General features: G+C 54.9%; 25 protein-coding genes, 2 pseudogenes and 2 riboswitches. Of the genes and pseudogenes, 9 read left to right on the top strand and 18 right to left on the bottom strand.

What is annotated here, in order from left to right:
- Positions 1 to 119 precede the first annotated feature (119 nt).
- From POTG_RS16210 to lepB, 9 genes and pseudogenes are all read right to left on the bottom strand, one after another.
- Positions 120 to 737: a GerMN domain-containing protein gene (locus POTG_RS16210; RefSeq protein ID WP_009225924.1), complete on the bottom strand. Its 618-nt coding sequence runs from the start codon at positions 735 to 737 to the stop codon at positions 120 to 122.
- A 30-nt stretch (positions 738 to 767) separates the two neighbouring features.
- Positions 768 to 2,282 carry an N-acetylmuramoyl-L-alanine amidase family protein gene (locus POTG_RS16205; RefSeq protein WP_009225923.1) on the bottom strand — a complete coding sequence of 505 codons (1,515 nt, stop codon included), beginning with the start codon at positions 2,280 to 2,282 and terminating at the stop codon, positions 768 to 770.
- A gap of 233 nt (positions 2,283 to 2,515) precedes the next feature.
- The gene (leuD, locus tag POTG_RS16200) at positions 2,516 to 3,115 is read right to left on the bottom strand and encodes a 3-isopropylmalate dehydratase small subunit (protein WP_009225922.1); all 600 of its coding nucleotides are present in this window, start codon (positions 3,113 to 3,115) and stop codon (positions 2,516 to 2,518) included.
- A 25-nt stretch (positions 3,116 to 3,140) separates the two neighbouring features.
- A complete protein-coding gene (gene leuC / locus POTG_RS16195; RefSeq protein ID WP_036645872.1) occupies positions 3,141 to 4,565 on the bottom strand; it encodes a 3-isopropylmalate dehydratase large subunit in 1,425 nt (474 codons plus the stop codon).
- Between the two features lie 178 nt (positions 4,566 to 4,743).
- Positions 4,744 to 5,363 (bottom strand): annotated as a pseudogene (locus POTG_RS16190) (LuxR C-terminal-related transcriptional regulator).
- Between the two features lie 43 nt (positions 5,364 to 5,406).
- Positions 5,407 to 5,688, bottom strand: a complete 282-nt coding sequence (locus POTG_RS22790) for a histidine kinase dimerization/phosphoacceptor domain-containing protein (RefSeq protein ID WP_083791517.1) — start codon at positions 5,686 to 5,688, stop codon at positions 5,407 to 5,409.
- A gap of 87 nt (positions 5,689 to 5,775) precedes the next feature.
- The gene (locus POTG_RS16180) at positions 5,776 to 6,063 is read right to left on the bottom strand and encodes a hypothetical protein (protein WP_157273476.1); all 288 of its coding nucleotides are present in this window, start codon (positions 6,061 to 6,063) and stop codon (positions 5,776 to 5,778) included.
- A 45-nt stretch (positions 6,064 to 6,108) separates the two neighbouring features.
- Positions 6,109 to 7,032 carry an AEC family transporter gene (locus tag POTG_RS16175; RefSeq protein ID WP_009225917.1) on the bottom strand — a complete coding sequence of 308 codons (924 nt, stop codon included), beginning with the start codon at positions 7,030 to 7,032 and terminating at the stop codon, positions 6,109 to 6,111.
- 172 nt (positions 7,033 to 7,204) lie between these two features.
- Positions 7,205 to 7,765, bottom strand: a complete 561-nt coding sequence (lepB, locus tag POTG_RS16170; protein ID WP_009225916.1) for a signal peptidase I — start codon at positions 7,763 to 7,765, stop codon at positions 7,205 to 7,207.
- A gap of 150 nt (positions 7,766 to 7,915) precedes the next feature.
- On the opposite strand from lepB, the gene POTG_RS16165 reads away from it, so the two are divergent.
- Positions 7,916 to 8,839 carry a LysR family transcriptional regulator gene (locus POTG_RS16165; protein WP_009225915.1) on the top strand — a complete coding sequence of 308 codons (924 nt, stop codon included), beginning with the start codon at positions 7,916 to 7,918 and terminating at the stop codon, positions 8,837 to 8,839.
- Here the strand turns inward: POTG_RS16165 and POTG_RS16160 are convergent.
- Entirely contained in the window at positions 8,830 to 9,687 is an 858-nt protein-coding gene (locus POTG_RS16160) for a carbon-nitrogen family hydrolase (protein ID WP_009225914.1), read from the bottom strand. The two genes, POTG_RS16165 and POTG_RS16160, sit on opposite strands and share 10 nt — an antisense overlap.
- A 460-nt stretch (positions 9,688 to 10,147) precedes the next feature.
- Between POTG_RS16160 and proB the strand changes: the two genes are divergently transcribed.
- The 4 genes from proB (at position 10,148) to mtnB (ending at position 14,198) form a co-directional block, all read left to right on the top strand.
- Positions 10,148 to 11,254, top strand: coding sequence for a glutamate 5-kinase (proB, locus tag POTG_RS16155; protein ID WP_036645869.1), 1,107 nt, complete (start codon positions 10,148 to 10,150; stop codon positions 11,252 to 11,254).
- Positions 11,255 to 11,297: 43 nt separating this feature from the next.
- The gene (locus POTG_RS16150) at positions 11,298 to 12,545 is read left to right on the top strand and encodes a glutamate-5-semialdehyde dehydrogenase (RefSeq protein WP_009225912.1); all 1,248 of its coding nucleotides are present in this window, start codon (positions 11,298 to 11,300) and stop codon (positions 12,543 to 12,545) included.
- A gap of 48 nt (positions 12,546 to 12,593) precedes the next feature.
- A complete protein-coding gene (proC, locus tag POTG_RS16145; RefSeq protein ID WP_009225911.1) occupies positions 12,594 to 13,454 on the top strand; it encodes a pyrroline-5-carboxylate reductase in 861 nt (286 codons plus the stop codon).
- A 69-nt stretch (positions 13,455 to 13,523) separates the two neighbouring features.
- Positions 13,524 to 14,198: a methylthioribulose 1-phosphate dehydratase gene (gene mtnB / locus POTG_RS16140; RefSeq protein WP_009225910.1), complete on the top strand. Its 675-nt coding sequence runs from the start codon at positions 13,524 to 13,526 to the stop codon at positions 14,196 to 14,198.
- 104 nt (positions 14,199 to 14,302) lie between these two features.
- Here the strand turns inward: mtnB and gcvH are convergent, their stop codons facing one another.
- Positions 14,303 to 14,731 (bottom strand): glycine cleavage system protein GcvH, encoded by a 429-nt coding sequence (gcvH, locus tag POTG_RS16135; RefSeq protein ID WP_050769789.1) that lies wholly within the window; start codon positions 14,729 to 14,731, stop codon positions 14,303 to 14,305.
- A 212-nt stretch (positions 14,732 to 14,943) separates the two neighbouring features.
- Positions 14,944 to 15,042, top strand: a riboswitch (glycine riboswitch).
- Positions 15,043 to 15,162, top strand: a riboswitch (glycine riboswitch).
- 90 nt (positions 15,163 to 15,252) lie between these two features.
- Between gcvH and gcvT the strand changes: the two genes are divergently transcribed.
- The 3 genes from gcvT to gcvPB are packed head-to-tail and all read left to right on the top strand — an operon-like array spanning position 15,253 to position 19,272.
- Positions 15,253 to 16,383, top strand: coding sequence for a glycine cleavage system aminomethyltransferase GcvT (gcvT, locus tag POTG_RS16130; RefSeq protein ID WP_009225908.1), 1,131 nt, complete (start codon positions 15,253 to 15,255; stop codon positions 16,381 to 16,383).
- Positions 16,384 to 16,402: 19 nt separating this feature from the next.
- Positions 16,403 to 17,767 (top strand): aminomethyl-transferring glycine dehydrogenase subunit GcvPA, encoded by a 1,365-nt coding sequence (gcvPA, locus tag POTG_RS16125; RefSeq protein ID WP_036645866.1) that lies wholly within the window; start codon positions 16,403 to 16,405, stop codon positions 17,765 to 17,767.
- A complete protein-coding gene (gene gcvPB / locus POTG_RS16120; RefSeq protein WP_009225906.1) occupies positions 17,755 to 19,272 on the top strand; it encodes an aminomethyl-transferring glycine dehydrogenase subunit GcvPB in 1,518 nt (505 codons plus the stop codon). Before gcvPA ends, gcvPB begins: the two co-directional genes overlap by 13 nt.
- A 62-nt stretch (positions 19,273 to 19,334) precedes the next feature.
- Here gcvPB and POTG_RS16115 read toward each other — a convergent pair whose 3' ends face one another.
- From POTG_RS16115 to POTG_RS16085, 7 genes and pseudogenes are all read right to left on the bottom strand, one after another.
- On the bottom strand, positions 19,335 to 20,189 hold the full coding sequence (locus POTG_RS16115) for an undecaprenyl-diphosphate phosphatase (protein ID WP_009225905.1): 855 nt from the start codon (positions 20,187 to 20,189) through the stop codon (positions 19,335 to 19,337).
- Positions 20,190 to 20,204: 15 nt separating this feature from the next.
- Positions 20,205 to 20,840 (bottom strand): DedA family protein, encoded by a 636-nt coding sequence (locus tag POTG_RS16110; RefSeq protein WP_009225904.1) that lies wholly within the window; start codon positions 20,838 to 20,840, stop codon positions 20,205 to 20,207.
- A gap of 17 nt (positions 20,841 to 20,857) precedes the next feature.
- Complete coding sequence (locus POTG_RS16105) at positions 20,858 to 21,040, bottom strand: ABC transporter permease (protein WP_397376608.1); 183 nt, start codon at positions 21,038 to 21,040, stop codon at positions 20,858 to 20,860.
- A gap of 246 nt (positions 21,041 to 21,286) precedes the next feature.
- Positions 21,287 to 21,472 (bottom strand): annotated as a pseudogene (locus POTG_RS23290) (response regulator transcription factor); the annotation flags it as partial.
- 117 nt (positions 21,473 to 21,589) lie between these two features.
- Positions 21,590 to 22,681: a membrane protein gene (locus tag POTG_RS16095; RefSeq protein ID WP_009225901.1), complete on the bottom strand. Its 1,092-nt coding sequence runs from the start codon at positions 22,679 to 22,681 to the stop codon at positions 21,590 to 21,592.
- A gap of 45 nt (positions 22,682 to 22,726) precedes the next feature.
- Positions 22,727 to 23,167 carry a hypothetical protein gene (locus tag POTG_RS16090; RefSeq protein ID WP_009225900.1) on the bottom strand — a complete coding sequence of 147 codons (441 nt, stop codon included), beginning with the start codon at positions 23,165 to 23,167 and terminating at the stop codon, positions 22,727 to 22,729.
- Positions 23,164 to 23,628 carry an RNA polymerase sigma factor gene (locus POTG_RS16085; RefSeq protein WP_036645861.1) on the bottom strand — a complete coding sequence of 155 codons (465 nt, stop codon included), beginning with the start codon at positions 23,626 to 23,628 and terminating at the stop codon, positions 23,164 to 23,166. The genes POTG_RS16090 and POTG_RS16085 overlap by 4 nt, the downstream gene beginning before the upstream one ends.
- Positions 23,629 to 24,058: 430 nt before the next feature.
- Between POTG_RS16085 and POTG_RS16080 the strand changes: the two genes are divergently transcribed.
- Positions 24,059 to 25,219, top strand: coding sequence for an asparaginase (locus POTG_RS16080; protein WP_009225898.1), 1,161 nt, complete (start codon positions 24,059 to 24,061; stop codon positions 25,217 to 25,219).
- The last annotated feature ends 12 nt before the right edge of the window (positions 25,220 to 25,231 follow it).

Here is a 25,231-nt window from a genome sequence, read left to right as displayed (position 1 = left end):
CAAAAAAACAGCCCAGCAAATCCTCAAATGGATTTACTAGGCTGGCTATAGTCTGTTAACGGCTCTTGAGTTCCGTTACATTTCACACGGCGGCCTTTCCGCGCTCTTTGATTTCGTGCTTACCGGGTCATCGGATGTTCCAGATCGACATGGCCCATCAGCGATTCGACTTGCTGACCATCCACCGTCAACTCGATTTGCTGGACTTCATCAAACTGGAACATCGTGTTCTTCAGCGCTTCGATAGCCAGCGACTCCCCACCCGCACCAAGGCGCGCTTCGTCCGGCAAGTGAATATCAATCGTTAGTAGCCCGCTCTCCGGTACGAACTTCACCGTATTCAGGACCACCTTCTCCCATAGGGAGAGCAGACTGTCATCATCCGTTTGCAGCGCCTCAAAGGCGCTTTCGTATTTGCTATGGTCCGCTGTAAATTCAATCTCACGCGGCGTCTGCTTCAGCTCCATCATTTCATCATCTGTAAAATAAACCTGAATGGTCAGCTTCTCCGCCCCCGTTTGTTGCGAACCAGCTTGGGGATCCCCCGATTCGCCGGTACCGTTGACCGGCCCTTGCACCTCTTGCATCTGTGTTTCACTTTGCTGCGCCCCGCTGCTTAGGGCGGTTTCCCTTAGATGCTCATTCTCCGGAGGTGAAGCCGCCGGCTTGTTTCCGCACCCTGCGGCAACCCCCAGCATAGCCACCAAAGCCAGCAATACCGCCACTTTTCTTTTCATGCCGCTCCCCTCCTTGTCATATCTTATCGATCATAAGCCCAGATATTCTTTAATACCCGCGACAATACCTTCTGCAACACGTTGTTGAAACTCCTCCGTGTACATTAATTCGGCATCGGTCTTGTTACTCAAATAACCGACCTCAAGCAACACGGCTGGCATCTTCGTTTCCCGTGTAACATGCAGGCTGCTCTTCCTGACGCCGCGATCCGCCAAGCCCGTTGCCTTCACCAAATGCCGGTGCATGACATTGGCGAGCGGAATGCTCTCGTCCCGGGTGTAATACGTTTCTGAACCGCTGGGGTTGCTTGGAGGATCGATGCTGTTTCCATGGATCGATACGAACACCGAAGCCCCGCGATCGTTGGCCACCTTAACCCGGTCTTGGAGCGACATGGTGACGTCCGTCGTACGGGTCAGGATCACCTCCAACCCGGCTTCCTGCTGCAGCAGCGCCTCGACTTTCAGCGCCACAGCCAGCGTAAACTCCTTCTCCTGTTTCTTGGTGACGCTGATTGCCCCAGGCTGGCTCCCGCCATGCCCCGCATCGATCACAACCAGCGGTCGGCCGCTTCCGCCCGTGCTGGTATTCGGTACGCCTGCGGCTGCTGTCAAGTCGACGGTTACAAGGCCATCGTCGAGGTTCGTGACCGTAAACTCAACGCTCCGGTTCAAATCGATTACAATCCGAACAGTTGACGGCGATTTGCTAAACAGCGAATAGCGGATCTGGGAGACGTCCGGATAATCGCTGACGGCAAATTGACCATTCCGGCCTGAGTCCAAAGGATGAACGTCCCCGAAGGTCGGAGCAAAGTCGGCGTTGGGAATATCTATGACGAGACGTTCGGGACCGCTCATTTTAAATACGTTCGGGGTGACGCTGCCGGAAACAGCAAACATCAAACGATTTTCGCTAAAGCTGATGCCTTGGATCAACGCGATAGGGCTCACAGCTTGGTTCCCGGTTGAAGCTCCCGGGTCGTATGTATCGTCATCCCCCGCTATTGGCTGCCCTCCCGGAACAGAGTTCGGAGTCTCCGACCCTGGGGCTTGGCTGGCCGTACCCGGAACAACACCGGCGGCGGAACCTCCCGCAGGACTGGTTAAGTAAGCGGATTTCGTGGCATTATCCCAGCTGACCTTCATGCCCATCTGTTCACCAACGAAACGTAGCGGAACAAGCGTTGAGTCTCCCTGCAGAAAAGGAGCATTACTCAGCTTGACCAACTGACCGTCAACATAAGCGGTGTCCTGACCCAGCGTGAGCTTGAGCTCGGTGCCCTCCTGCGTGATCGTAATCGTGCCGCTCTTCTTCTCCCAAGCGACTTGATAACCCAAACCTTCGGCAACGACGCGCAGCGGCACCATCACGTTGCCCCTCACGATCCCCGCTTGGGCACCGGCAGGCTGCTCAAGCTCCTGGCCGTCCAACACGATATGTGTCCCGGATGACTCCGCCGAGGCGGCGTAGGCGTTGTTCGCCAATCCCGGAAACACGAGCAAACCAACCAACATAAACATCAATAAGCCGAGTTTCTTCATCCGTAAATCCCTACCCCACCCTCGTATTTTGCCGAATCAAGAATCTCATTGACGGATACGCCACCAGAATGGGATCCAGCGAGCATTGTAAACGCCAACATTCCTAAAACGTTGCTAATTACTTCCATAATATCAGAAAAAACACGGGGCTGATAGACTTATATTTTCATAGATTGACAAAAAAAGCCCCAGCTGCATGTCGCAGCCGGGGCTTCCCGCCAAGTTCAGACGGTTTAAGCCAAATGCGCAAATTTCTTCTTCTCGTATGCCGCAATCAAATCTTCGTGCTGGAGCGTCAAGCCGATATCGTCCAAGCCTTGCAGCAAAAACTGGCGGCGGTGCTCATCCAGATCAAAACTGATGTTCAAGCCGTACTCGTCGGTGATCGTTTTTTGCTCCAGATCCACCGTCAGTTTATATCCCTCATGGGCTGCCGTGCGTTGGAACAGCTCCTCCACTTGTTCTTCCGACAGCTTAATCGGCAGGATACCGTTCTTAAAGCAGTTGTTATAGAAAATATCCGCAAAAGACGGTGCAATCACGCAACGGAATCCATAATCCAAAATGGCCCACGGCGCATGCTCCCGCGAGGAGCCGCAACCGAAGTTGACGCGTGAAATCAGAATGGACGCACCCGCGTACCGCGGTTTATTTAATTCGAACTCCGGATTGGGGTTCCCTTCCGTGTCAAACCGCCATTCATAGAACAAAAACTGGCCAAATCCAGAACGCTCAATCCGTTTCAGAAATTGCTTAGGTATAATTGCATCGGTATCTACGTTAACACGGTCCACGGGACCTACGATTCCAGTATGTTTCACAAATGCTTCCATCGTCGATTCTCCCCTTTTCCCTCGATTAGCTCAGGACTTCACTCTTGATTTCCCATTCACGCACGTCGACGAAATGACCCTTGATCGCCGCTGCTGCCGCCATGGCTGGAGAAACCAGATGTGTTCTGCCGCCGCGCCCTTGCCGTCCTTCAAAGTTACGGTTGGAGGTCGAAGCGCACCGTTGACCCGGCTGCAAGACATCAGGGTTCATGGCCAGACACATACTGCAACCTGCGTCACGCCATTCGAATCCCGCTTCTTTGAAGATTTTGTCGAGACCTTCTTTCTCCGCTTGCAGCTTCACGCGGCCCGAGCCTGGAACGACGATCGCCGTAACTTTGTCGGAAACCTTGTAGCCTTTAGCGATTTCCGCTGCTGCACGCAGGTCTTCGATCCGGCCGTTCGTACAGGAACCGATAAAGACATAATCGATCGCGATATCCGTCATCGGTGTACCTGGTGTTAAGCCCATGTATTCCAGCGCTTTCTCAGCGGCTTTCCGTTCATTCTCATTTGCGAAGTCGGCCGGGTTCGGCACCACGCCGTTGATCCCCGTACCCATCCCAGGGCTCGTTCCCCAGGTAACTTGCGGAATCAGCGAATCCACGTCGAATTCGACGACACGGTCGTAAGTTGCACCTTCATCGGTAGCCAGCTTCTTCCACTCCTCCACCGCCTGATCGAACGCTGCACCCTGCGGCACATGCTCGCGGCCCCGCAGGTAATTAAACGTCGTTTCGTCCGGGGCAATCAAGCCTGCTCTTGCTCCAGCTTCGATCGACATGTTACAGATCGTCATCCGCTCTTCCATGGACAGCTCCCGGATCGCTTCACCCGTATACTCGATAACATAGCCGGTAGCAAAATCCGTGCCATACTTGGCGATAACGCCGAGGATCATATCCTTTGCAGTTACCCCTGGTTTACGTTTGCCGACAAAACGGACTTCCAGCGTTTTCGCTTTCGCCTGCTGCAAGCATTGAGTTGCCAGTACGTGCTCAACCTCACTCGTACCAATCCCGAAAGCAAGCGCACCAAACGCACCGTGCGTGGAGGTGTGGCTGTCGCCGCAAACGATCGTCTTGCCCGGATGTGTCAGGCCCAGCTCCGGCCCCATAACGTGCACGACGCCTTGGTCAATCGTGTCGAGGTCGTACAAGGTGATGCCAAAATCGCGGCAATTCTTGGCCAGCGTATCGATCTGCTGCTTCGAGATCGGGTCGGTAATGTTATAACGGTCTTTGGTAGGAACGTTATGGTCCATCGTAGCGAAGGTCAATTCCGGGCGGCGCACCTTGCGTCCGCTAAGGCGCAGACCTTCAAACGCCTGCGGTGAAGTCACCTCGTGAACGAGGTGCAAATCGATATAGAGAATGCTCGGCTTGCCTTCCTCTTGATAGATGACGTGGTTATCCCAAATTTTCTCGTACATTGTCTTTTTGCTGCTCATGATCAATCACCCCACAGAAGGATTCGTACACGTGATCAAGGCAAAAGTGCAGATTGCTGCTCCCTCCGGCCTTGAATGTTGAATCCAATATAACATGATTGTGTTAATTGTTCCAAGATATAATATCTATAAATGCAATAGGTTTAACTTATAAGCGGCACAAAAAAGAGGCGTCCGGTCATTGAACCAATCCGCCCCGCAGCGCCATCACAACCACCTGTGTCCGATCTTCGCAGCCGAACTTCTGCAAGATCCGGTGGACATGAGATTTTACCGTTCCTTCGGTAATAAACAACTTGGCCGCAATTTGCTCGTTACGAAGCCCGTAGGCCATCTCCTGGAGAATCTCCCGTTCGCGCTCGGTCAACGGTTCCAGCAGCTTTACTGCCTGCACGTTGTGAGGAGCGGACGGCGATGCGTTGGCAATCGCTTCCTGCAGGGCGCCGGAGGCGAGTTTCGTCTTATAGATGGCTTCCCCGCGATAAGGCGGCACGGATCGCTTCGATCATGTCGCTTGCTTCCGCGTCTTTTAAACGTCGTCAAAATAACGATTTTAACCCCTGCTTGCTGCTTCATGATCCGCTTTGTCGCTTCGATACCGTCCATGAACGGCATCTGTACATCCATCAGAATGACATCCGGACGCAGTTCCTCAGCCATTTTGACCGCATCGTTCCCATTTCCCGCTTCACCAACCAACTGCAGATCGGGCTGCAAGCTGAGAATATCGCCAAAGCCTTGACGAATCATGTTCTGATCGTCGGCGAGCATCACTTTAATCCGGTATGATTCTGTCATGGGGCTCCTCCTTTCCTTCCGTATACTGGTGGTTTGGCTCCTGCTATACTTTGTCTCCCAGATCCCCGTCTGGCAGCTCGTCTTGCATCACGCAACGAATTCCGGATGAGGCTTCCAGCCGTGACAACAGGGCGTTTAAGGCCGTTTTGCCGGAGAACGAGGCGTCATCAGCCAGCGCATGGACGGAGTTGCGGATGTCTTGAAGCCCCTGGCGCGCTACGACCAACATCTCATCGATCGTTTGCTCCGCTCGTCCGGTATCCTGCCGGACCATGAACCGCAGCGTTTGGAGCTGGACGATCAAGGACGTGAGACTATGACCTATACAGAATCATGGATGTCCCTCGCGATGCGCGTACGTTCCTCCAAGACCGCAAAACGCATGGACGTCACGGAAGCCTCCTGCAGTTCATCATACGCCTTCCGCAGCTCTGCCATATAGGCGGAGATTTTGCTCATGCATTTCTTGACGCAGCATGCGCCGGCGAATGACGGAGTACAGCAGGATCGCAAGGGAGATGTAGCTGATGATACCCGTTAGGTTCAAAGCGCCGTAGTGTATGAAAAGCACCGCCGTAATAAGCAGCGTCAGGAGTGCAGGCCACAGCGGCTTCGACAAAATCAAACGGAACAGCGCATAAAACACGACGAGGATTAGGAAATATACCAACTCCCAATCCTGATACCATACCAAATTCACTCCGGTGATCACGAGGATCAGGCCCAATGCCGCCCGATCCGGTCATTACTGGACGAGCACGATCAACGCCGGCAGCGTCAAAAAGGAAGCGAGGGTCGTCCATACGATACATTTGGACACTAGACCAGGAGCGGCATCAAACCGCTCGGCCAGCACAACGGCATTAACCGCAACCGGCATACAGGCTTGAATGAACAGGACGGAAAACAGCAGGCCCGAAATGCCCAGCAGCTTTAATGCCGCAAGAGCCACAAACGGTGCCAATAACAAACGGATCGCCGTGCCCGTCCAAAATGCGGCTGGCCTTACCTGCTTCGCCTCCGGCCGCCCAACCTTCATCATTTGTGCGCCTAAGATCGTCAGCACCACCGGTGAATAAGCGTCCGCGACCATGGCAATACCTTGCTCCAGCCCGGCGGTCAGGTGAAGCCCAAAGCATTTTAGAAACACGGCCAGCGCCGCCGCATACACCGCCGGCAGGGTAAACACCGATTTTACTGCGTTTTGGACAGAAAACTGGGAACGTGCCGCGAAATAAACTCCTGCCGTATTTACAATGATCATTTGTGTGATGACGTATACGGAAGCTTTATCCAAACCCAGTTGGCCAAAGGCCAGCAGCACGAGCGGCAGTCCGTAATTGGCGCTATTCGTTAAGGTGGAGATCAGCGTCAGGCCGGCTTGCTCCGCCGGATCCAGCCGGGCGATCTTCCCGATCGCTTGGGCAATGCCCCACATGAGCAGCAGGTTAACGAGCGCGAAGCCGATCGTGCTGTACAGCTCATCCGAGGAAATATGAGCATTTCGCAACGTGTCGAAGATGATAGCCGGGCTTAGCACGTACAAATACAACGTGAGCAGCGGCTTCGTGTCCCAGGCGCGAAACCGGGCCAGCAATGCCCCGGCGGCAACCGGAACTGCAAGCGGCACCAGGACGCCTAGCAGCGTCGATCCAACCGATTGGAGCATAACAGCACCCCCTTCTTTGAATTGCCTCCTATTTTAACGGCCGGATAAAGCCATCGTCCAAGACTAGAAAACAATATAGTTGATAGACAAAACCTATACCTCATCCCCAATAAAAAAAGAGCAACCCGTCCGAGAAACTTCCCGGCTTCGGATTGCTCCATTACCTCTGCTTCTAAAACGAATCGCTCCCCATCACATGATCAAGCGGCACCGGCCCGATGCTGCGGCTGTCGTTGCTGTTGTTCCGGTTATCCCCCATCACAAATACGTGGTTCTCCGGCACATGCCATACCTGCGCCGCGCTTGGATCCATCTGCTCCTTGATGTAGGGTTCCTCCAGTTGTTGTCCATTGCGGAACACGTGTCCGTCCTTCACTTCAATCGTGTCACCGGGCAAGCCGATCACGCGTTTGACGTAAAAAACATCGTCCTCTTCCCTGCCGGAAAGCCAGGTAATGATCGGATGCTCCTTCACGTCGTCCCAGAACGTACGGTTCCGGTCTACCCGGCTGTCGATAATGACGATGTCGCCATAAGCCGGCAGTTTCTCCAGCACATGCGTAAATTTCCAAGCGTAAATGCGTTGATTGTCCGTTAAGGTTGGTTCCATCGAATGACCGTCAACTTTATAAGGTTGAATGATAAAAATGCCGATAATCATGCTAAGTACAAAGCCTAGGACGATGGAGAAGCCCCATCCGCCGAGTTCTTTCCACCATGTTTTCCGTTTCAAGCGAAAAACCTCCACACTCTTGATGTTTGTCTCTTATTATAAAGGCAAGTCACATACCAATACAAACATCTATATGATATAGTGGACTTATAGGTTATACTTATAAGATAAAGAAGGGTTATTTCTTAAAGAACCAAAGGGGTTATTTCTATGGAACTTCGTCAACTTCTATACACGTTAAAAATCGCCGAGGAAAAAAACTTCTCCCGGGCCGCCGACAAGCTTCATATCGCCCAGCCGTCACTAAGCCAGCAGCTGTCCAAGCTGGAACAGGAGCTCGGGGTGAAGCTGTTCCAACGCAATACGAGTACTGTTGAGCTAACCTACGCCGGCGCCAGCTTTATCGCGCACGCGCAAAAAATCATGGACGCCGTTGCCCAGCTCCGTCAGGAAATGGACGACATCTCTCAGCTCAGAGCAGGCCGCGTTGTGGTCGGCAGCATGCCGATTACCGGCTCTCACCTGCTCCCTTACGTGCTCCCGGCGTTTAAAGCGAGCTACCCGAACATTCAAGTGACTCTGTTGGAAGATACATCCTTGAACCTGGAGAAACTGACGGCCGAAGGCGGCACGGATCTCAGCCTCCTGTCGCTGCCGTTGCTGGAGCCAACGCTCTCCTACGAACCGATTGGCGAAGAGATCATCGATCTGGCGGTTCCCCCGGACCATCCGCTGACGAAAACGCCCGGGGTGTTGGAGCAGGGCGTTGAGATGAAGCAACTGGAAAATGAACCGTTTATCGTGCTCAAAAAAGGCCAGGGATTCCGCAAAATGACCGCCGACTTATGCCGGGAGGCCGGGTTCGAGCCCAACGTCGTCTTTGAAAGCAACAATATCGAAACGGTGCAGTCGCTGGTTGCCGCCGGGATGGGCATTACGCTGGTGCCGCGGTTTATCGCCCGGGCGAAACGCAGCGAGTTGATCCCGGCGTATTTGCCTCTCGCCGCTCCGGCCCCAAGCCGGACGCTGGTCATCGCCTACCGCAAAGGACGTTATCTGTCCAAGGCAGCGGAGGCTTTTATTGAGACGTTTAAAAAGACGATGGAGGAACGCCAAACGCTTCATCAATCGTAAGCCAGCGGACGGCGGTCATCGAAGACGGGAATACGGCGGCGGACTTGATCAACCAACGTCAAGTCAATGCTGCCGGTGACAATTTCCTCCGCTTCACCGCCCTCGGCCACAATCTCGCCCCAGGGGTCGATGATCATCGAGTGGCCGAAAAATTCATCGCCGCCGCCCTTCCCTGTCCGGTTGCAGGCGATGACATACATTTGGTTTTCGATCGCCCGCGCGATGAGCAGCGTGCGCCAGTGGTTGAGCCGCGGGAGCGGCCATTCCGCCGCCACGAACAGCAGCTTCGCTCCGCGTAACGCCAAGCTGCGGGTCAGCTCCGGGAAGCGGATGTCGTAACAGATCTCTGCCCCAGCCGGCAAGCCATCCAATTCAAACGTTACGCTCCGTTCCCCCGGTTGCAAATACTTCTCCTCTTCCATCAGTCGAAACAGATGAATTTTAGAGTAAGCAGCCACCTCTTCACCGCTGCGGTTAAATACCAGCATGGTATTGTAGACCTGACCGCTGCGATTTTCGGCAATCGAGCCGCCTATGACATGGATCCCATGACGCCGGGCGAAGGCAGCCAGCCATGCCCGGCTGTTTTGGCCCTCTGGATCGGCCAACCGGCCAATTTCCGTCAAGGCGTATCCCGTATTCCACAGCTCCGGCAGCAGGATGACGTCCGGCTTCTCCGCAGCGCGAGCTGCCCGATCCATCGCCGCCTCGAGCTTGGCCCGGTTCACTTCGGGTTGCCCTAAGACGATATCGCATTGAATCAGGGCGATCCGCCATCGGTTAGAACGAGAAGGATCTTGGTTTTGGGCTTGGTTTTGCACATGGTTTGACTCCAAATTCACCGGCATCCCACGCCGCCTTTCGTACGCTTCGATTTACTAAGTCTCATCATAATGGCGACCCTGCGGATTCGCAAGACGGACGCGAATGGGAGTGGAGGAAGCGATGGTTACGCCATTTCGGCGCTTTTCCCTTTGCAATGCTAGGGGACGCGTGGTATGCTTACATTAAATGAGAAACATAAACGGACTTTTTTGAGAAAACGCATTGACGGGACCAGTACGAAAGCACGCGGCGAGACAGAGAGTAAATTCCACCGGCTGAAAGAATTTACATGCTAGCCCTTTCCGAATCCTATCCCTGAGCGGCCGGCCGAACAAGCCGGACAGCGCCCCTGTTACCGGGCATTGAAGTTGGATGAGCTCGTCTCATCAATAAAGGTGGTACCGCGGAAGTCAAAACTTTCGTCCTTTGCATGCAAAGGCGAAAGTTTTTTTTATTTTATTCATCGTTTGAGGAGTGATCCCCATGCTGCGACGCATCGTCGTCAAAATTGGCAGCAGTTCGCTGACATCGTCGGAAGGAGGATTAAACCGGGAGGCGGTTGCGTATTACGCATCCGAATTGGCCGGGCTGATTCAGGCCGGTTACCAGCCATTGCTTGTGACCTCCGGCGCGGTGGCCGCCGGGTTCCGCGAAATCGGCTACCCCGAACGGCCCAAGCTGCTGTATGAGAAGCAGGCTTCGGCTGCCGTTGGTCAAGCGCTGCTGATGCAAGCTTATCGCGAAGAACTGGCCCGTCACGGAGTAACCGCGGCCCAGGTGCTGCTGACCCGGTCCGATTTTCAGAACCGCAAGCGAACGGGTAACGCCAGCATGGCGATCGAAGAGCTGCTGAAGCGAAACGTGTTGCCGATTATTAACGAGAACGACACCGTCTCGCTCGATGAGTTGAAATTCGGCGACAACGATACGTTGTCCGCCCTCGTCGCCAACCTGATTCACGCCGATCACCTGCTGATCTTGACCGATATGGACGGACTGTACACCAAGGATCCGCGCCTGGAACCGCAGGCCCAGCGCATCAGCCGGGTCACGGAAATCACCGGCCAGATCTATGCCATCGCCGGCGGCGCCGGCTCATCCGTCGGCACGGGCGGCATGCGGTCGAAAATCGACGCCGCGAAAATCGCTTCGCTCGGAGGCGTTCCGGTCTTCGTCGGAAAGGTCGCCTCTCCTGGCGATCTGCTGGCCGCTTTGCGCGGCGACGGGCACGGCACCTATTTCGAAGCTCATGGTGCCTCGCTGCCGCGGAAGAAGCAATGGCTGGGCTTCTTCTCCACCCCGATCGGGACGCTGACGGTGGATGCCGGTGCCGAGGAGGCTTTGATCCGCGGTGGACGAAGCCTGCTTCCGGTCGGCGTCAAAGAGGCCAGCGGACAGTTCCATACCGGCGACGTCGTAGAAGTCGTCAGCTCAGGTGGCGAGGTACTGGGACGGGGCATCGTCAATTATGATGCAGAACAGCTCCATCACATCCTCGGGCTCCCCAGCACCGAGGTCTTCAAGAAGTTGGACAGCGTCCATCGTCTGGAGGTCATCCACCGGGACGAATGGATTTCGCTAAAAGCATAATCACCCCATCCTTTTTCACTGGATTTTAAGGAGGTATACCTAAATGAGTGAAGTGAGAGAAAAAGCGAAGCTGGCCGGAACGGCCGTGTCCGTCCTAAATCGTTTGACAACGGCGCAAAAAAACGAAGCTCTGCTGGCAGTCGCCGATGCGCTGGTACGCAATAGCGACGCGATACTCGCGGCGAATGAAGAGGATCTGCAGCGGGGACGCGACAACGGGACGTCTTCCTCCATGCTGGATCGCCTGGCATTAACCCATGAGCGCATTGAAGGGATCGCTGAAGGACTGCGGCAAATCGCCGAGTTGCCCGACCCGGTTGGCGACGTGCTGGAGACGATCGACCGTCCGAACGGGCTGCATATCATCAAACGCCGCGTCCCGCTTGGCGTCATCGGGATCGTCTATGAAGCGCGGCCAAACGTGACAGTGGATGCGATGGGCTTATGCCTGAAGACAGGCAACGCCGTTGTGCTGCGCGGCGGCTCCTCCGCGCTGTCCTCCAACCGAAAAATCGTGGAGATCATCCATAGCGCACTTGCGGGAACTCAAGTTCCGGTCGATGCCGTCCAGCTGATCGAGGATCCGAACCGCTCCTCCGTTGACGAAATGCTAAAGCTAAACGGATTGCTGGACGTCGTGATTCCGCGCGGCGGCAGCTCTCTGATTCAAACGGTCGTGCAAAACGCCACGGTCCCGGTCATTGAGACGGGCGCCGGCATCTGCCATACGTACTTGGATGCCTCGGCCGATCCCGTGATGGCGACGGAGATCGCTATGAATGCCAAAGTTCAGCGCCCGTCGGTCTGCAACTCGATGGAAACGCTGCTGGTGCATGAGGCATTCGCTGAACAACATTTGCTCGAGCTGGCGAACCGTTTCAAGGAAGCCGGGGTCGAGCTGCGGGGAGATGAGGCTGCAAGACAGCTAATCTCTTGGGCTGCGCCAGCGACGGATGAAGATTATGCCACGGAGTACAACGACTATATTCTCAACGTTAAAATCGTTCGCAACCTGGACGAAGCGATGGCGCATATCGCCCGCTTTGGCACGAAGCACTCCGAGTGCATCGTTACCCAGGACAGCGCGAATGCCGAACGGTTCCAGCAAGAAGTGGACGCTGCGGCGGTTTACCACAACGCCTCTACCCGCTTCACCGACGGCTTCGAGTTCGGGTTCGGCGCAGAGATCGGCATCAGTACCCAAAAGCTGCATGCCCGCGGACCGATGGGCCTAACTGCGCTCACCTCAAGTAAATATATCATCCAGGGGAACGGACAAATCCGGCAGTAACGGGGTGTCCCCCTTTTTTTCCACCATTAAAACCGGAGGTCATATGCTATGAATACCATACCCACTTTGTCCGCCTCCACCATCTGTTTCTATGGAGCGGGTTCGATGGCTGAAGCGATCGTACGCGGCTTGCTCCATAAGCAAGTTGCTGGCGCGGATCAAATTGTGATGCTGAATCGCTCGAACCGGGAACGGCTCGATTATTTAGCGCAAACCTACCAGGTACAAACAGCGGCTGAAGAGGACGCGAAACGGGTCTACTTGCGGGATGCATCGATTATCGTCCTGGCGATGAAGCCGAAGGACGTCGGCGAAGCTTTGGCTGAACTTGGACCGCTTCTGCGCGAGGGTCAGTTGATCGTCTCCCTGATCGCCGGCTTATCTATCGCGACGATTCAAGTCCTGCTTGGCAGTCCGGTCGCAGTGGCTCGCACGATGCCAAACACCTCCTGCTCCATCGGACATGGAGCTACCGGGATCTCCTTCTCTCCGGAGACCACCGAGGCGCAGCGCGCCCAAGTCTTGTCGATGTTTGAAGCCGTTGGAATGGTTAGCGTTATCCCGGAAGAACAAATGGAAATTTTGACGGGCGTATCCGGGAGCGGACCTGCATATGTTTATTATCTGATGGAAGCGATGATTGAAGCGGGCATCGAAGGCGGGCTAACACCAGAGCAATCCCGCGAGCTTACCGTGCAAACGGTGCTGGGCGCTGCCCTCATGATGTCGGAAACCGGCGAAGCGCCTACCAAGCTGCGTGCGGACATCACCTCGCCAAACGGTTCGACGCAAGCGGCGATCGGCGTGCTGGAAGCCGGCAGCTTTCAGCCGAACGTAAAGGCTGCGGTCCACCGGGCTGCCGAACGCTCGAAAGAAATGGGCGAAGCCGTGAGACAAGCGCTGTTGTAGCAGCGAAGCTGTGTGGTGCAGCGATGGCCGGCAATGCACTTAAGGCCAGTATGAAAGGGGGACGGCAGCATGAACTACGTCGATATCCCATGGGAAGAAAAACAAGCGGCGCTGGACGCCATCCAACGCCTGTGGGAGGAGTTCGCCGCCCGCGGTTGGTTCCCCGCTTCCAGCGGCAGCTTGTCGATGAGGGTCGGCCGGTATACGCCGGACCGGTTCGTGTTTGCCGTAACAGCCGACGAGACGTATAAGTCGGAGCTGTCAGCGGCACCCTCCCCTCCGGCAGGCGTGCTGTTCGTCGATTCCGCCGGCGCGCCCTGTGAGCCAACGCGGCTCAAGCCTTGCGCCGACGCACCGATACACGCGAGAATCTACCGGATGACCGGCTGCGGCGCGATCGCGCACGTACATACGACGTTCAATAATGTGCTCAGCGACTATTTCGCAGCGGATGGCGGCGTCCCACTCAAGGGAAACGAACTGCTCAAAAGCCTAGAGATATGGGAGATGCAAGCGGAGATCCGAGTGCCGATTCTGCCAAACGCCGCCGAGCTCCCTGCCATCCTCAAGCAAATCCCGGGCAGTCTGGATACAAGTGTGCCCGCGTTGTTGCTGCAAAATCACGGGATCTATGCCTGGGGGGCTAACATCACCAAGGCCAAGCGCCATCTGGAAGCGCTGGAGTTTATGTTTGAAGCGCTGTACCGTTCCCTGCTGTTGCCCCCCAAAGGGCATCATGCCTAAAAAAACAACTCGCGACAAGCGATAGCGGAGTTATGCTGACCGAACATCAGCGGCTTCCGCGATTACGCTGACCGCGAGTTTCTTACTTTGCCCGAAATCTTGCTTTATCTCTCGATAAATTCCGCATACGCCTTCGCGTCCATCAAATTCGCCAGCGCGACGTTTGCGTCTTCCTTCAAACGAATGTGAACCATCCAGCCCCCGTCGTACGGCTCTTCATTCACGAGCTCCGGCGCGGTATCCAGCTCCCGGTTCACCGCCAGCACAGTCCCGCTGACCGGCGTAAACAAATCGGCGACCGTCTTAACGGATTCGATCGTTCCGATGCCTTCCTGCGCTTCGAATTCCTGCCCCGGTTCGGGCAGCTCCACGAACACGATGTCGCCCAGCCGATGTTGGGCTACGTCGGAGATGCCGATCTTCACCGTCCCATCCCCCAAATCAAGCACCCATTCATGCTCATCGCTGTACAACACGTTTTCCCTGATCTCACTAGCCAAAGCTTGCTCCTCCTCTTTCGGATGATCTAGCATACCTTACACATTGTGGATTATCTATCTTCGTATTTCCCTCGTTCAGATTATTCCAAACCTAGCTCTCATGTCAATATTATTAACACATTTGATAGAGTCTAACAAAATGTAAGCGTAGCCTTTTCCAGTAAACGAATTTAATTAAAATTATTATGATAACTTTATTGACATCTAGGCGGTTTTTGAGTATTAATGAGATGTGTAAGCTGCGGTTGATGGCAGGGGGAGAGATTACAATTACCGTATTGTAACGCCGAAGGAGCAAGCCGCGAAGCGGTGAATCTCTCAGGCAAAAGGACCTCTGCCGGACGCAACTCTGGAGAGCATTCACGTAGAGGTATCCTCTACGTGAATCACCCAAGGGGAAACCTGCGCGAGCTTCGAGCCTTAGCACAGGGTAACTCTCAGGTACAAGGGACAGAGCCGGGAAGAACCGTTAGGTAGGCTAGCGGGTTTTCTTTGGCCTGTCCTTTTTGCTGTTCTCAAAAATTGGCCGATCCGGCCCTTACGAGGTGATGGCAATGTCCGAATCCGCATTGCGGCGTACGCCGCTCTATCCCGGATATGCGCGTTATGAAGGAGTCCGCTGTATCGATTTCGGCGGTTGGGAGCTGCCGGTGCAGTTCAGCGGCATCCAGAAAGAGCACGAAGCCGTGCGCGAGCGCGCCGGTCTGTTTGACGTATCGCATATGGGCGAATTTTTCGTGGAGGGCCCTGAGTCGGAACGCTTTTTGCAACACATGACAACCAACGACGTGACTCTGCTTCAGCCGGGGAAAGCCCAATACACCTTGCTCTGCTATCCCGATGGCGGCGTGGTGGACGATCTGTTGATCTATCAACTGGATGAAGGCAAGTACATGCTGGTGGTCAACGCCTCGAATATTGAAAAAGACTGGGACTGGCTGCAGCAGCACCTTCCTGCTGAAGGTGTAACCATGCGGAACGCCTCCGACGAGACGGCGTTGCTTGCCGTTCAAGGGCCGCTGGCCGCCTCCCTCCTCTCCCCTCTTAGCGAAGGGGAGGATCCAGTGGCCTTGCGTCCGTTCACATTTATCCGGGAAGCGCGGATTGCCGGCATACCTGCCTTGCTGTCCAGAACCGGGTATACCGGCGAGGACGGATTTGAGTTGTATGTAGCAGCCGAGCAAGCGCAAGCGCTTTGGGACATACTGATGGAGGCCGGGGAGAGCCATGGCCTTCTCCCGGCCGGGCTGGGCGCTAGAGATACGCTGCGCTTCGAAGCTTGCCTGCCTCTGTACGGCCAGGAATTGGGACCTGAGATCACCCCGCTCGAAGTGGGCTTAAACCGATTCGTGAAGCTGGAGCAAGGCGACTTCATCGGCCGCGATGCATTGATCAAACAACGGGATGAAGGCATCCCTCGCCGCCTCGTCGGCCTGGAGATGATCGATCGCGGGATTCCGCGTACGCATTACCCGGTGTTTGCCGAAGGCTCTGAGGAACCGATCGGAGAAGTCACGACAGGCACGCAATCGCCTACCCTGAAAAAAAACCTCGGGATGGCGATCCTCACCAACCGCTATACCAAACCCGGCACGATTGTGGAGGTCGACATCCGCGGCAAGCGGCTGAAGGCCAAGGTCGTCCCGCTGCCGTTCTATCGCCGAAACCCTGCCGCCAAGCGGTGAAAGGAGAACACGAAATCAGATGCTAAAACATCGTTATTTGCCGTTAACCGAACAAGACCAAGCGGAAATGCTGCAAACGATCGGCGCAAGCTCCGTCCAAGAGCTGTTCAAGGACATTCCGGAGAGCATTCGCATTCAAGGTGAACTCCCGGTATCCCCTCGTTTAGACGAATACGCGCTGACCCGCCACTTAGCAGAACTTGCCGGTCGTAATGCCGACACCGACCGATTCACCAGCTTTCTTGGTGCCGGGATTTATGACCATCACATTCCTTCCGTCATTCAGCACGTCGTGTCCCGTTCGGAATTTTATACCGCGTACACGCCGTATCAGCCGGAAATTAGCCAAGGCGAGCTGCAGGCGATTTTCGAATTCCAGTCGTACATCTGCGAGCTGACCGGACTGAAGGTCGCCAATGCCAGCATGTACGACGGAGCTACCGCTTTAGCCGAAGCCGGCAACCTGGCCGCGGCTGCCACCAGACGCAAACAGCTTATCGTCTCCCGCACCGTCCATCCGGAAGCACGCGAGGTGCTCGCCACCTACGCTCACGGTCTGAATCTGGAGATCGTTGAGGTCGGCTGGGAGCAAGGCGTAATTGATCGTGAGGCGCTTGCTGCGGCCGTCACCAAGGACACCGCTGCCGTCTTGATCCAGAACCCGAACTTCTTTGGCTCCCTGGAGGATCTTCGTGCCATCGGCGAACTGGCCCATGCCCAAGGGAGCTTGCTGATCGTCAGCAGTAATCCGCTCGCACTTGGCTTGCTGGAAGCGCCGGGCAAGCTTGGAGCCGACATCGTCGTTGGCGACGCCCAGCCGCTGGGGCTGGCTCCTTCCTTCGGCGGACCAACCTGCGGTTTCTTCGCCGTATCGGAAGCGCATATGCGCCGGATCCCCGGCCGGATCGTCGGGCAGACCACCGATCGCAACGGCAAGCGCGGGTTCGTCTTGACACTGCAAGCCCGTGAGCAGCATATCCGCCGCGAGAAAGCAACCTCCAACATCTGCTCCAACCAGGCCCTGCTTGCCTTGGCTGCCTCTGTCTACTTATCCATGATGGGCAAGCAAGGAATGGCCGAAGTTGCGGAGCTGAATTTGCAGAAAAGCCATTATGCCAAACAGGTGTTCACCGCCATTCCTGGCGTAAGCGCCGCTTTTGAGTCGCCGTTCTTCAACGAGTTTGTGCTTCGGCTGCCGGAGGGCACCGACCCGGCTCAGTTGCAGCGGGATCTGCTTGCCGCCGGGTTTATCGGCGGGTACGATCTGGGACGCAGCTATCCCGAACTCGCCGGCCATCTGCTGATCGCCGTGACGGAGAAGCGCAGCAAAGCAGAAATTGACCAATTCGCCCGCGTACTGGAGGAATCAATATGCTCGAAATAAAAGAGACGACGAAATCCGATGAACTGTTGATTTTTGAGCGCAGCCGCCCTGGGCGGATCGGCTATTCTCTGCCGGAATGCGACGTTCCGACCGTCCCGAAGGAAGATCTCGTGCCGCAGGGCATGCTGCGGAGCGAAGGCCTCGCTTTTCCCGAAGTTTACGAGGTGGACGTGATTCGGCATTATACCGCGTTGTCCCGCCGGAATTTCGGGGTGGACAACGGCTTTTATCCGCTGGGCTCCTGTACGATGAAGTACAATCCGAAGGTCAATGAGGACGTCGCGCGTTACCCCGGTTTGGCGAAAATCCATCCTTACCAGCCGGAGGAAAGCGTACAAGGGGCACTCGAGCTGATGTACCGCCTGCAGCAGGATTTGGCCGGACTCACCGGCATGGACGCGGTGACGCTGCAGCCGGCGGCTGGAGCCCATGGTGAATGGACCGGCTTGATGATGATCCGCGCCTACCACGAAAGCCGCGGCGAGAAACGCACCAAGGTGATCGTGCCGGACTCTTCGCACGGCACGAACCCGGCCAGCGCCTCGGTCGCCGGCTTCGAGACGGTGACCATCCCTTCCACCAAGCGCGGCATGGTGGACCTGGACGCGCTGCGCGCTGCCGTTGGCGAGGACACGGCTGCGCTGATGCTCACCAACCCGAACACGCTGGGCTTGTTCGAGGAACAGATCCTGGAGATCGCCGACATCGTGCACGAAGCCGGCGGATTGCTGTATTATGACGGCGCGAACTCCAACGCCATCATGGGGATCGCCCGCCCCGGCGACATGGGCTTTGACGTGGTGCACCTCAACCTGCACAAAACGATGAGCACCCCGCATGGCGGCGGTGGTCCGGGCGCCGGTCCAGTTGGCGTCAAGGAGCGGCTGATTCCGTTTCTGCCTGAACCGAGGATCGTCAAAGACGAATCCGGACGGTATACCATCCGCGGCGCACGTTCCGAAGAGGCAGCAGGTGGCGCCACGAGCGGATCGGCCAGCTCGATTGGCCGGGTGAAAGCTTTTTACGGCAACTTTGGTATCCTCGTCCGCGCGTATGCGTACATCCGCAGCTTAGGTCCCGATGGACTCCGCCAAGTCTCGGAAAATGCCGTGTTAAACGCCAACTATATGATGAAGCGTTTAGCGCCTTATTACGAGCTGCCGTACCCGGATCAACTGTGCAAGCACGAATTCGTGATGTCCGGCAGCGGGCTGGCGAAATACGGCATCCGCACGCTGGACGTCGCCAAGCGGCTGCTGGATTTCGGCTATCATCCGCCAACCATCTACTTCCCGCTGAACGTAGAGGAATGCATTATGATTGAGCCGACGGAAACCGAAAGCAAGGAAACGCTGGACGGCTTTATCGACGTCATGATCGCCATCGCGAAGGAAGCCGAAACGAATCCGGAAATGCTGCGGAGCGCCCCGCACACCACCCCGGTGATGCGCCTGGACGAAACCGGCGCCGCCCGGAAGCCGGTGCTGAACTGTGCTTGCGGCTAAGCCCAAACAAACATAAAAGAGATGCTGCTAGATGGCAGCATCTCTTGTTTTTTGCATACAACTTAGAAATAAACAACCCAGATCACAAGCGCCAGCAAAATGCGGTACACCGCAAACGGCACCAGCTTGATGCGGTCGATCAGCTTCAGGAAAAACCGGATCGCCAACAACGCAAACACGAAGGCGCTGATAAAACCGACTACAAAGAACGGCAGCGCATCGATCGTAAAGTATTCCAGGTTCTTCACCAGTGAAATCAAGCTGGCCCCGGCCATGATGGGAACAGCCATGATAAAGGTGAAATCGGCCGCCGCCCGGTGACTCAAACCAAGCAGCACCCCGCCGGAAATCGTCGAACCCGAACGGGAGAAGCCCGGCCAGATCGACAGACATTGGAACAACCCGATCCCCAGCGCCTGCCTGTACGTAATTTGGTCGACGGTCTCCACGCTTGCGCGCTTTGGCGCGAACCGGTCGGCGGCGATCATCAGCAGCGCCCCAATCACCAGTCCAATCAACACCGTTGCGGTGGAAAACAGGTGCTCATCGATAAAATCCTCAAACAACACGCCAAGAATTCCGGCAGGAATCAACCCAACAATCACCTGCATCAGCTTCAACCGTGGTCCGCCCTGTCCGGCTGTTGCTGCCCCTTTGGCCCTCCCCGGCATCCAGCGCGACAGCCCCAGCAAATCGATAAATCGGTTGCGGAACACGACCAGGACGGCTAAAATCGAGCCGAGTTGAATCACGACTTTAAACGTGTTCGCCACATACTTTGAACCGAGCAACTCCCCGGTTTTCAGCCACATATCATCCACAATGATCATATGCCCTGTGGAGGACACCGGCGCAAACTCCGTGAGTCCCTCCACCAGGCCAAGAATAATCGCTTTTATGAGTTCCAACAAGTTCATTTCCTAGGTTTCTCCTTATCTCTCTATTTTGATGTTGCCGCTTTGCTCCTTTTTTCTCCGGCGCAGCCAGAGAAAGCCCACCAACAGCACACCTAAAGCAATAACCGCATAGGCGATGTGGGAATACACGTCCATAAAGGCGACGATTTCTGACCAGGAACCCCCTACCGCTGCACCAAGCAAGACAAGCGCCACGTTCCAAATGAGCGTCCCGATCGTGGTGAACAGCAAGAACAGGCCAAATTTCATTTTCGACATGCCGGCAGGGATGGAGATCAAGCTGCGAATCAGCGGGACCATCCGGCAGAACAGCACCGTCCGATAGCCATACCGATCAAACCAGGCATCCGCGCGGCGGACGTCTTCTTTTTTCAGGCGCAAGAACCTGCCGTAACGATCGATCCACCCTTCCAATCGGTCAACGTTCACCAGATATCCGATCCCGTACAGGATCACAGCGCCAAACACCGAACCCAGCGTCGAGAAGACGACAACCCCTGCCGGCGTTAAGCTCGTATAGGTGGTCATAAATCCGCCAAATGTTAAGATCACCTCTGACGGAATCGGGGGAAATACGTTTTCCAGGGCAATCAGCAGGAAGACGCCAAAATAGCCAAACCTCTCCATAAAGTCTGTAATCCAGTTCTCCACGTTGTACCTCCAGTATTTTAGCGAATCGCTTTTTTGACGTTGCGTAAGTATCGGGACCGAATAAAGAAGAAGTAGACCACTTGCACCAGCAAAAAGCTAGCCAAGATCAACACCGTCTGCCAAGCGACAGAGAAGTTAAACAAGTTTTGCATGGCCTTAAACGCAAACAGGCTATGAATAATGGCCAGCGCCATCGGCACGAAGAACAACAGTCCCGCCTGGCGGGAAATGATCCGCGCAAGTTCGCCAGACCGCGGGTGATCTCCGGAGCATCCACGTAAAACCCGGTGAACCGGTCCATACGCACCCCTCCGCCCTCCTCCGCCGAAGCCGCCATGCGCCGTTCCAACAAGGCATCACTGACCACCAGCCCGGAGAACGAACCCTCCCGATCGCCGGCGGTGATCGTTAGATTCTCGGGGATGGCGACATGCTGTGTAACGCCGATCTCGCGGACCTTCAGCTGCCATCACCTGGTCCATCTTCCCTTCACGTGCCGACAAGAACACGATTGGACAGGTCGATAAGTTGCGGATCTGGCGACACCAATAGTAGCCGTCGTATTTCGGCAGGTTGACATCCAGCAGCTCTACTAGCGGCTTGTCGTCTTCCGCAATATAGATTTTGAACATAACGTTTCTCCTTATTCTAGCAATCCCACTCCCAGCATTGTAGCAAATATCGCCCCCAGAAATAAAATAGAGAGGCTTAGCCGTGAAGCTGTCACCTCTCATATCGTCATCTAAGTGTTAGATTTCCTCGTCGCTCCAAAGCATATTCCGCCGTTTCGGCCGGGCGAGCAGTTTGATTCCCCCGCCGATCAGCAGGACGGCGACGATCGTGGGCCGGAGGTATTTTTCAATTCGAGAATAGATGTGAAGCTCAGGGAAATGGGTATCCAGTATCGGAACGATCAGTTCCATCCCAACGAAATAGATTCCTAGCAGAATAAGCGCAATGCCAAGCCAATGCTGGTATTCGCCGCGGGTTTCCATGAGCGGCCGATCCTCCATCGGCAAGATACCGTACCGGCTCGTCTGCTGCAGGCCGTCAAAGAAGCAATAGAACCAGATGATCGGGATGATGAATAAAAACACCGATAACCGCAGCACGTCAATGACGTAAAAGCTGCCCAGAAACAGAGCCATCATCTGCAGTCCGCGTTTCTGCAGCCCGAGGTACATTTGACCTGCCCCAGGAAATGCAGACAGCATCGTCGCCAGCACCTTGCTGCGCCGCCCCTCAATTCGGCCGGCCTCCCAATCGTCAAAGGGGGTTCGGTCAACAAGCGGCTCCCCCGCCAATTTTCGGTGCACCAGCTGCACTGCGTCGAACATGCTGTACAGCCAAATGATCGGCAACAAACCAAGGAACAGTAAAAATACCGATTCATGCGTAATTCCAGTCACAAAGAACATCATCGTGATCAAGCCGAAAAAGGCGATCAAAAATGAAAGCCCCCGCTGCATGAGTCCCAGCTGAAAATGGCCCAAGCCTGGCACAAACGACAGCAGAATGGTAAAGAATTTCTCCGACTCTCTTCCTTCGCCGGTCATCTGCCGAACATGCTCCCGGTAAGCCCGTTCCTCCGGCGTTTCTCGAAGCATGATGATCAGTAGATCAAACATCGAGAACAGCCATAAGATGGCGGCGGCGATCAGCGTGAGTATGGCGAGGTCATCGCTATGCGCGGCGATTGAAACGGCGAATCCAAAAAATATCCCGCCGAAGAACAGGATCGGGTACGTGATTCCCCTTCCTTTTTTGCCCCAGTAGAGATGCCCCACACCGGGGATGAAGTTTAACAGTAAAGCTAGCAGTCGATTTCGCTCATACGGCATATGTTCTCTTCCTTTCCTCTATCATTCCTATGAAATATTGATTTGTTATCGTTGCCAGCCGTCAAGCCAGCCGGTTGTCGCCTTCATCATCCGTTCGCTCAGGGAGGATGAATTCGGACGATTCATCAGTTGATTGCTCGTTACCGCGATATGATCGAAAACACCGCTGCCAAGCAGCAACGCTGTCAAGGTCGCCGCAATCACATAGTGCAGCAGCGGATGGCGACTCCAGGTTCTGCGGCTGCTGGTTCGCGCCTTACTCTCCCTTGCATGCGGAAGCTGCTCTATGATCGATTGCCGATAGGCTTCTTCATCCTTTGGTCCCGGAAGCTCGCTTTCCAAGGAGGATAGTGCAGCAGCATAAGCGGTAAAGGCCGCCTCATCCCCTTGCAGCAAGGCTTCCAAGCGCGACTCCGTGTTCGCATCCAGTTCGCCGCATATATAACTGCGCCATAACGCCAAATTCTCTGGGTTTTGTTGGCTCATCCCCAATCCTCCCTTGACCAGTGCTCGCGAATATAGGCCCTTGCCCGGTACAGCTTCGATTCCACCGTTTTCACCGCCACTCCTAACTCTGCGGCGATTTGCTCATGACTTTTGCCTTCCAGGTAAAATTTCGTGACGATCTGGCGATGCCCCGCCGGAAGCGCAGCAATTCTTTGACGGACCTCCACCGTCCGCTCGGCATCGATTAACCCAAACAAGTTGCCTTCATCCGAATCCGTTGCGTGCAGGTCCAGATCCGCCGGGTCCCAATGCTCTTCCTTGCGCCGGTCCCTCTTCCGCTTGATGTCGATCGACTTGTTGACGGCGATCCGGGTCATCCAGGTCTTGAGACCTTGAGAGCGATACTCCGGGAGAGATTTATAGATTTGCAGGAAGGTTTCCTGCGCAGCATCCTCCGCTTCCTTCGCATCATGTAGCACCGAATAGGCTACCCGGTACACATAGGTCCCATATTCCTGGACCAGCCACGGAAAGACGCTGCGATCTCCCTGCTGAAATCTTAGAACAAACGATCTTTCATCAATAACTCTCCCCTCCTCCCAACATATTGACGACGGTTGTCCGCCCTGCCCCTGCACACTATTTGAAAAAACGTTTGAACCCGCAAAAGTGCTACAAACTACCGAAAATGAAATAAATGTCATAAAATATTACATTGAATTTGGATATTTTAAATATTTTAAAACAACTGTCGTGATCAACATAGAAAGTGTAAATGCTTGATATTCATAGGTTTAAGCGTTTTATTCGCCTTTAAACTCGTTTGTCAATATACATGACATCAAACTATAATTTCTCTCAAGTTAACGAATTTTGCGTCAGGTTTAATTACATATCGTTAACTAAAAAAACATCTTGGAGGTTGATGGAATGAAGAAGTGGACATCTCGAAGTTTGAAGACCTTATTAGTCACCGGCCTCGCCGTGACCGCACTGCTCCCCAATTTATATCTCTCTCCAGCTTCTGCAGCCGAAACGGTGACAGGTACCGTTACCGCGACCGAAGTTGTAAAGAAGCTGCCGAAAGTACAGGTCATCGCCACCGGCGGCACGCTTGCCGGGCAATCCACGGATGAAACGAGCTTCCAAACCTATCGAGCCGGCTCGCTGCCGATTGCCGATCTGGTAGCCTCCCTCCCAAATAAAGATCAAATCGCTGAAGTTTCTACTTATCAATTCGGTAACTCTGGTTCCAGCGCCTATACGATCGAGCAATTATATGATCTTTCTTTGAAAGTAGATGAAGCACTCAAAACGCAAGATGGGGTAGTGGTTACAACCGGTACGGATACGATGGAAGAAATCGCCTACTTCCTAGATCTGACCGTACGCAGTCCAAAACCGGTCGTTGTCACAGGTTCTATGCGGCCTTGGACAGTGATCGGGACGGATGCTCCAGCCAACCTCTATAATGCGATTAAGTTGGCGGCGAGCGGCAAGACGAAATATTTCGGCACCGTCGTCATGCTGAACGACGAATTCCATGCCGCCCGCGAAGTTACGAAAACGAACTCCTACCGTACCGATACGTTCGTGACTCCGGAAATTGGGGCTCTTGGATATATCGACGAAAAAACAATCCGCGTTTACCGCGCACCATTCCGCGCTCTGAAATCCGCTGCAGATTGGGCAACTCCGTTTGATCTGAGCAAAATCAGCAAAAAGGACTTGGCGAAGGTCGAAATCGCCTACTCCTATCAAGATGCAGGTGCAGGTGCGATCAGCGGATTTGTCGCCAATGGAGCCAAAGGCATCGTTACGGCTGGCACCGGGGCAGGCGGCATCTCGAAGGCCATGACCGAGGAGCGTAAAGCCGCCATCGAGAAAGGCGTCGTGTTCGTTACGACGACCCGGACCGGCTCGGGCAGCAACTATTCCAGCGGTGAAGGTATTATCGCCGGCGACAACCTGAATGCGGCTCATGCCCGAATTCTCCTGCTCTTGTGCTTGTCCTTCTCCAATGACTTCGATACGGTCAAGGATTGGTTCACCACGGTTGGGTACGGCCAAATTGAGCTTCCGGCCAAATAAGGAGGGCTACCT

This window comes from Paenibacillus sp. oral taxon 786 str. D14, assembly GCF_000159955.1.
Lineage (GTDB): Bacteria > Bacillota > Bacilli > Paenibacillales > Paenibacillaceae > Fontibacillus > Fontibacillus phoenicis.
This window is presented reverse-complemented; position numbering and strand designations above follow the sequence as displayed.

Excerpts from the sequence above, each read along its gene's own strand:
- gcvPB (WP_009225906.1), top strand. The coding sequence starts at position 17,755 with ATGCTCGAAATAAAAGAGACGACGAAATCCGATGAACTGTTGATTTTT.
- mtnB (WP_009225910.1), top strand. The coding sequence starts at position 13,524 with ATGAACTACGTCGATATCCCATGGGAAGAAAAACAAGCGGCGCTGGAC.
- POTG_RS16090 (WP_009225900.1), bottom strand. The coding sequence starts at position 23,167 with ATGAGCCAACAAAACCCAGAGAATTTGGCGTTATGGCGCAGTTATATA.
- POTG_RS16165 (WP_009225915.1), top strand. The coding sequence starts at position 7,916 with ATGGAACTTCGTCAACTTCTATACACGTTAAAAATCGCCGAGGAAAAA.
- gcvPA (WP_036645866.1), top strand. The coding sequence starts at position 16,403 with ATGCTAAAACATCGTTATTTGCCGTTAACCGAACAAGACCAAGCGGAA.
- POTG_RS16175 (WP_009225917.1), bottom strand. The coding sequence starts at position 7,032 with ATGCTCCAATCGGTTGGATCGACGCTGCTAGGCGTCCTGGTGCCGCTT.
- POTG_RS16160 (WP_009225914.1), bottom strand. The coding sequence starts at position 9,687 with ATGCCGGTGAATTTGGAGTCAAACCATGTGCAAAACCAAGCCCAAAAC.
- POTG_RS16210 (WP_009225924.1), bottom strand. The coding sequence starts at position 737 with ATGAAAAGAAAAGTGGCGGTATTGCTGGCTTTGGTGGCTATGCTGGGG.
- POTG_RS16080 (WP_009225898.1), top strand. The coding sequence starts at position 24,059 with ATGAAGAAGTGGACATCTCGAAGTTTGAAGACCTTATTAGTCACCGGC.
- POTG_RS16205 (WP_009225923.1), bottom strand. The coding sequence starts at position 2,282 with ATGAAGAAACTCGGCTTATTGATGTTTATGTTGGTTGGTTTGCTCGTG.
- POTG_RS16150 (WP_009225912.1), top strand. The coding sequence starts at position 11,298 with ATGAGTGAAGTGAGAGAAAAAGCGAAGCTGGCCGGAACGGCCGTGTCC.
- gcvH (WP_050769789.1), bottom strand. The coding sequence starts at position 14,731 with ATGCTAGATCATCCGAAAGAGGAGGAGCAAGCTTTGGCTAGTGAGATC.
- leuC (WP_036645872.1), bottom strand. The coding sequence starts at position 4,565 with ATGAGCAGCAAAAAGACAATGTACGAGAAAATTTGGGATAACCACGTC.
- gcvT (WP_009225908.1), top strand. The coding sequence starts at position 15,253 with ATGTCCGAATCCGCATTGCGGCGTACGCCGCTCTATCCCGGATATGCG.
- POTG_RS16115 (WP_009225905.1), bottom strand. The coding sequence starts at position 20,189 with ATGAACTTGTTGGAACTCATAAAAGCGATTATTCTTGGCCTGGTGGAG.
- proB (WP_036645869.1), top strand. The coding sequence starts at position 10,148 with ATGCTGCGACGCATCGTCGTCAAAATTGGCAGCAGTTCGCTGACATCG.
- leuD (WP_009225922.1), bottom strand. The coding sequence starts at position 3,115 with ATGGAAGCATTTGTGAAACATACTGGAATCGTAGGTCCCGTGGACCGT.
- proC (WP_009225911.1), top strand. The coding sequence starts at position 12,594 with ATGAATACCATACCCACTTTGTCCGCCTCCACCATCTGTTTCTATGGA.
- POTG_RS16095 (WP_009225901.1), bottom strand. The coding sequence starts at position 22,681 with ATGCCGTATGAGCGAAATCGACTGCTAGCTTTACTGTTAAACTTCATC.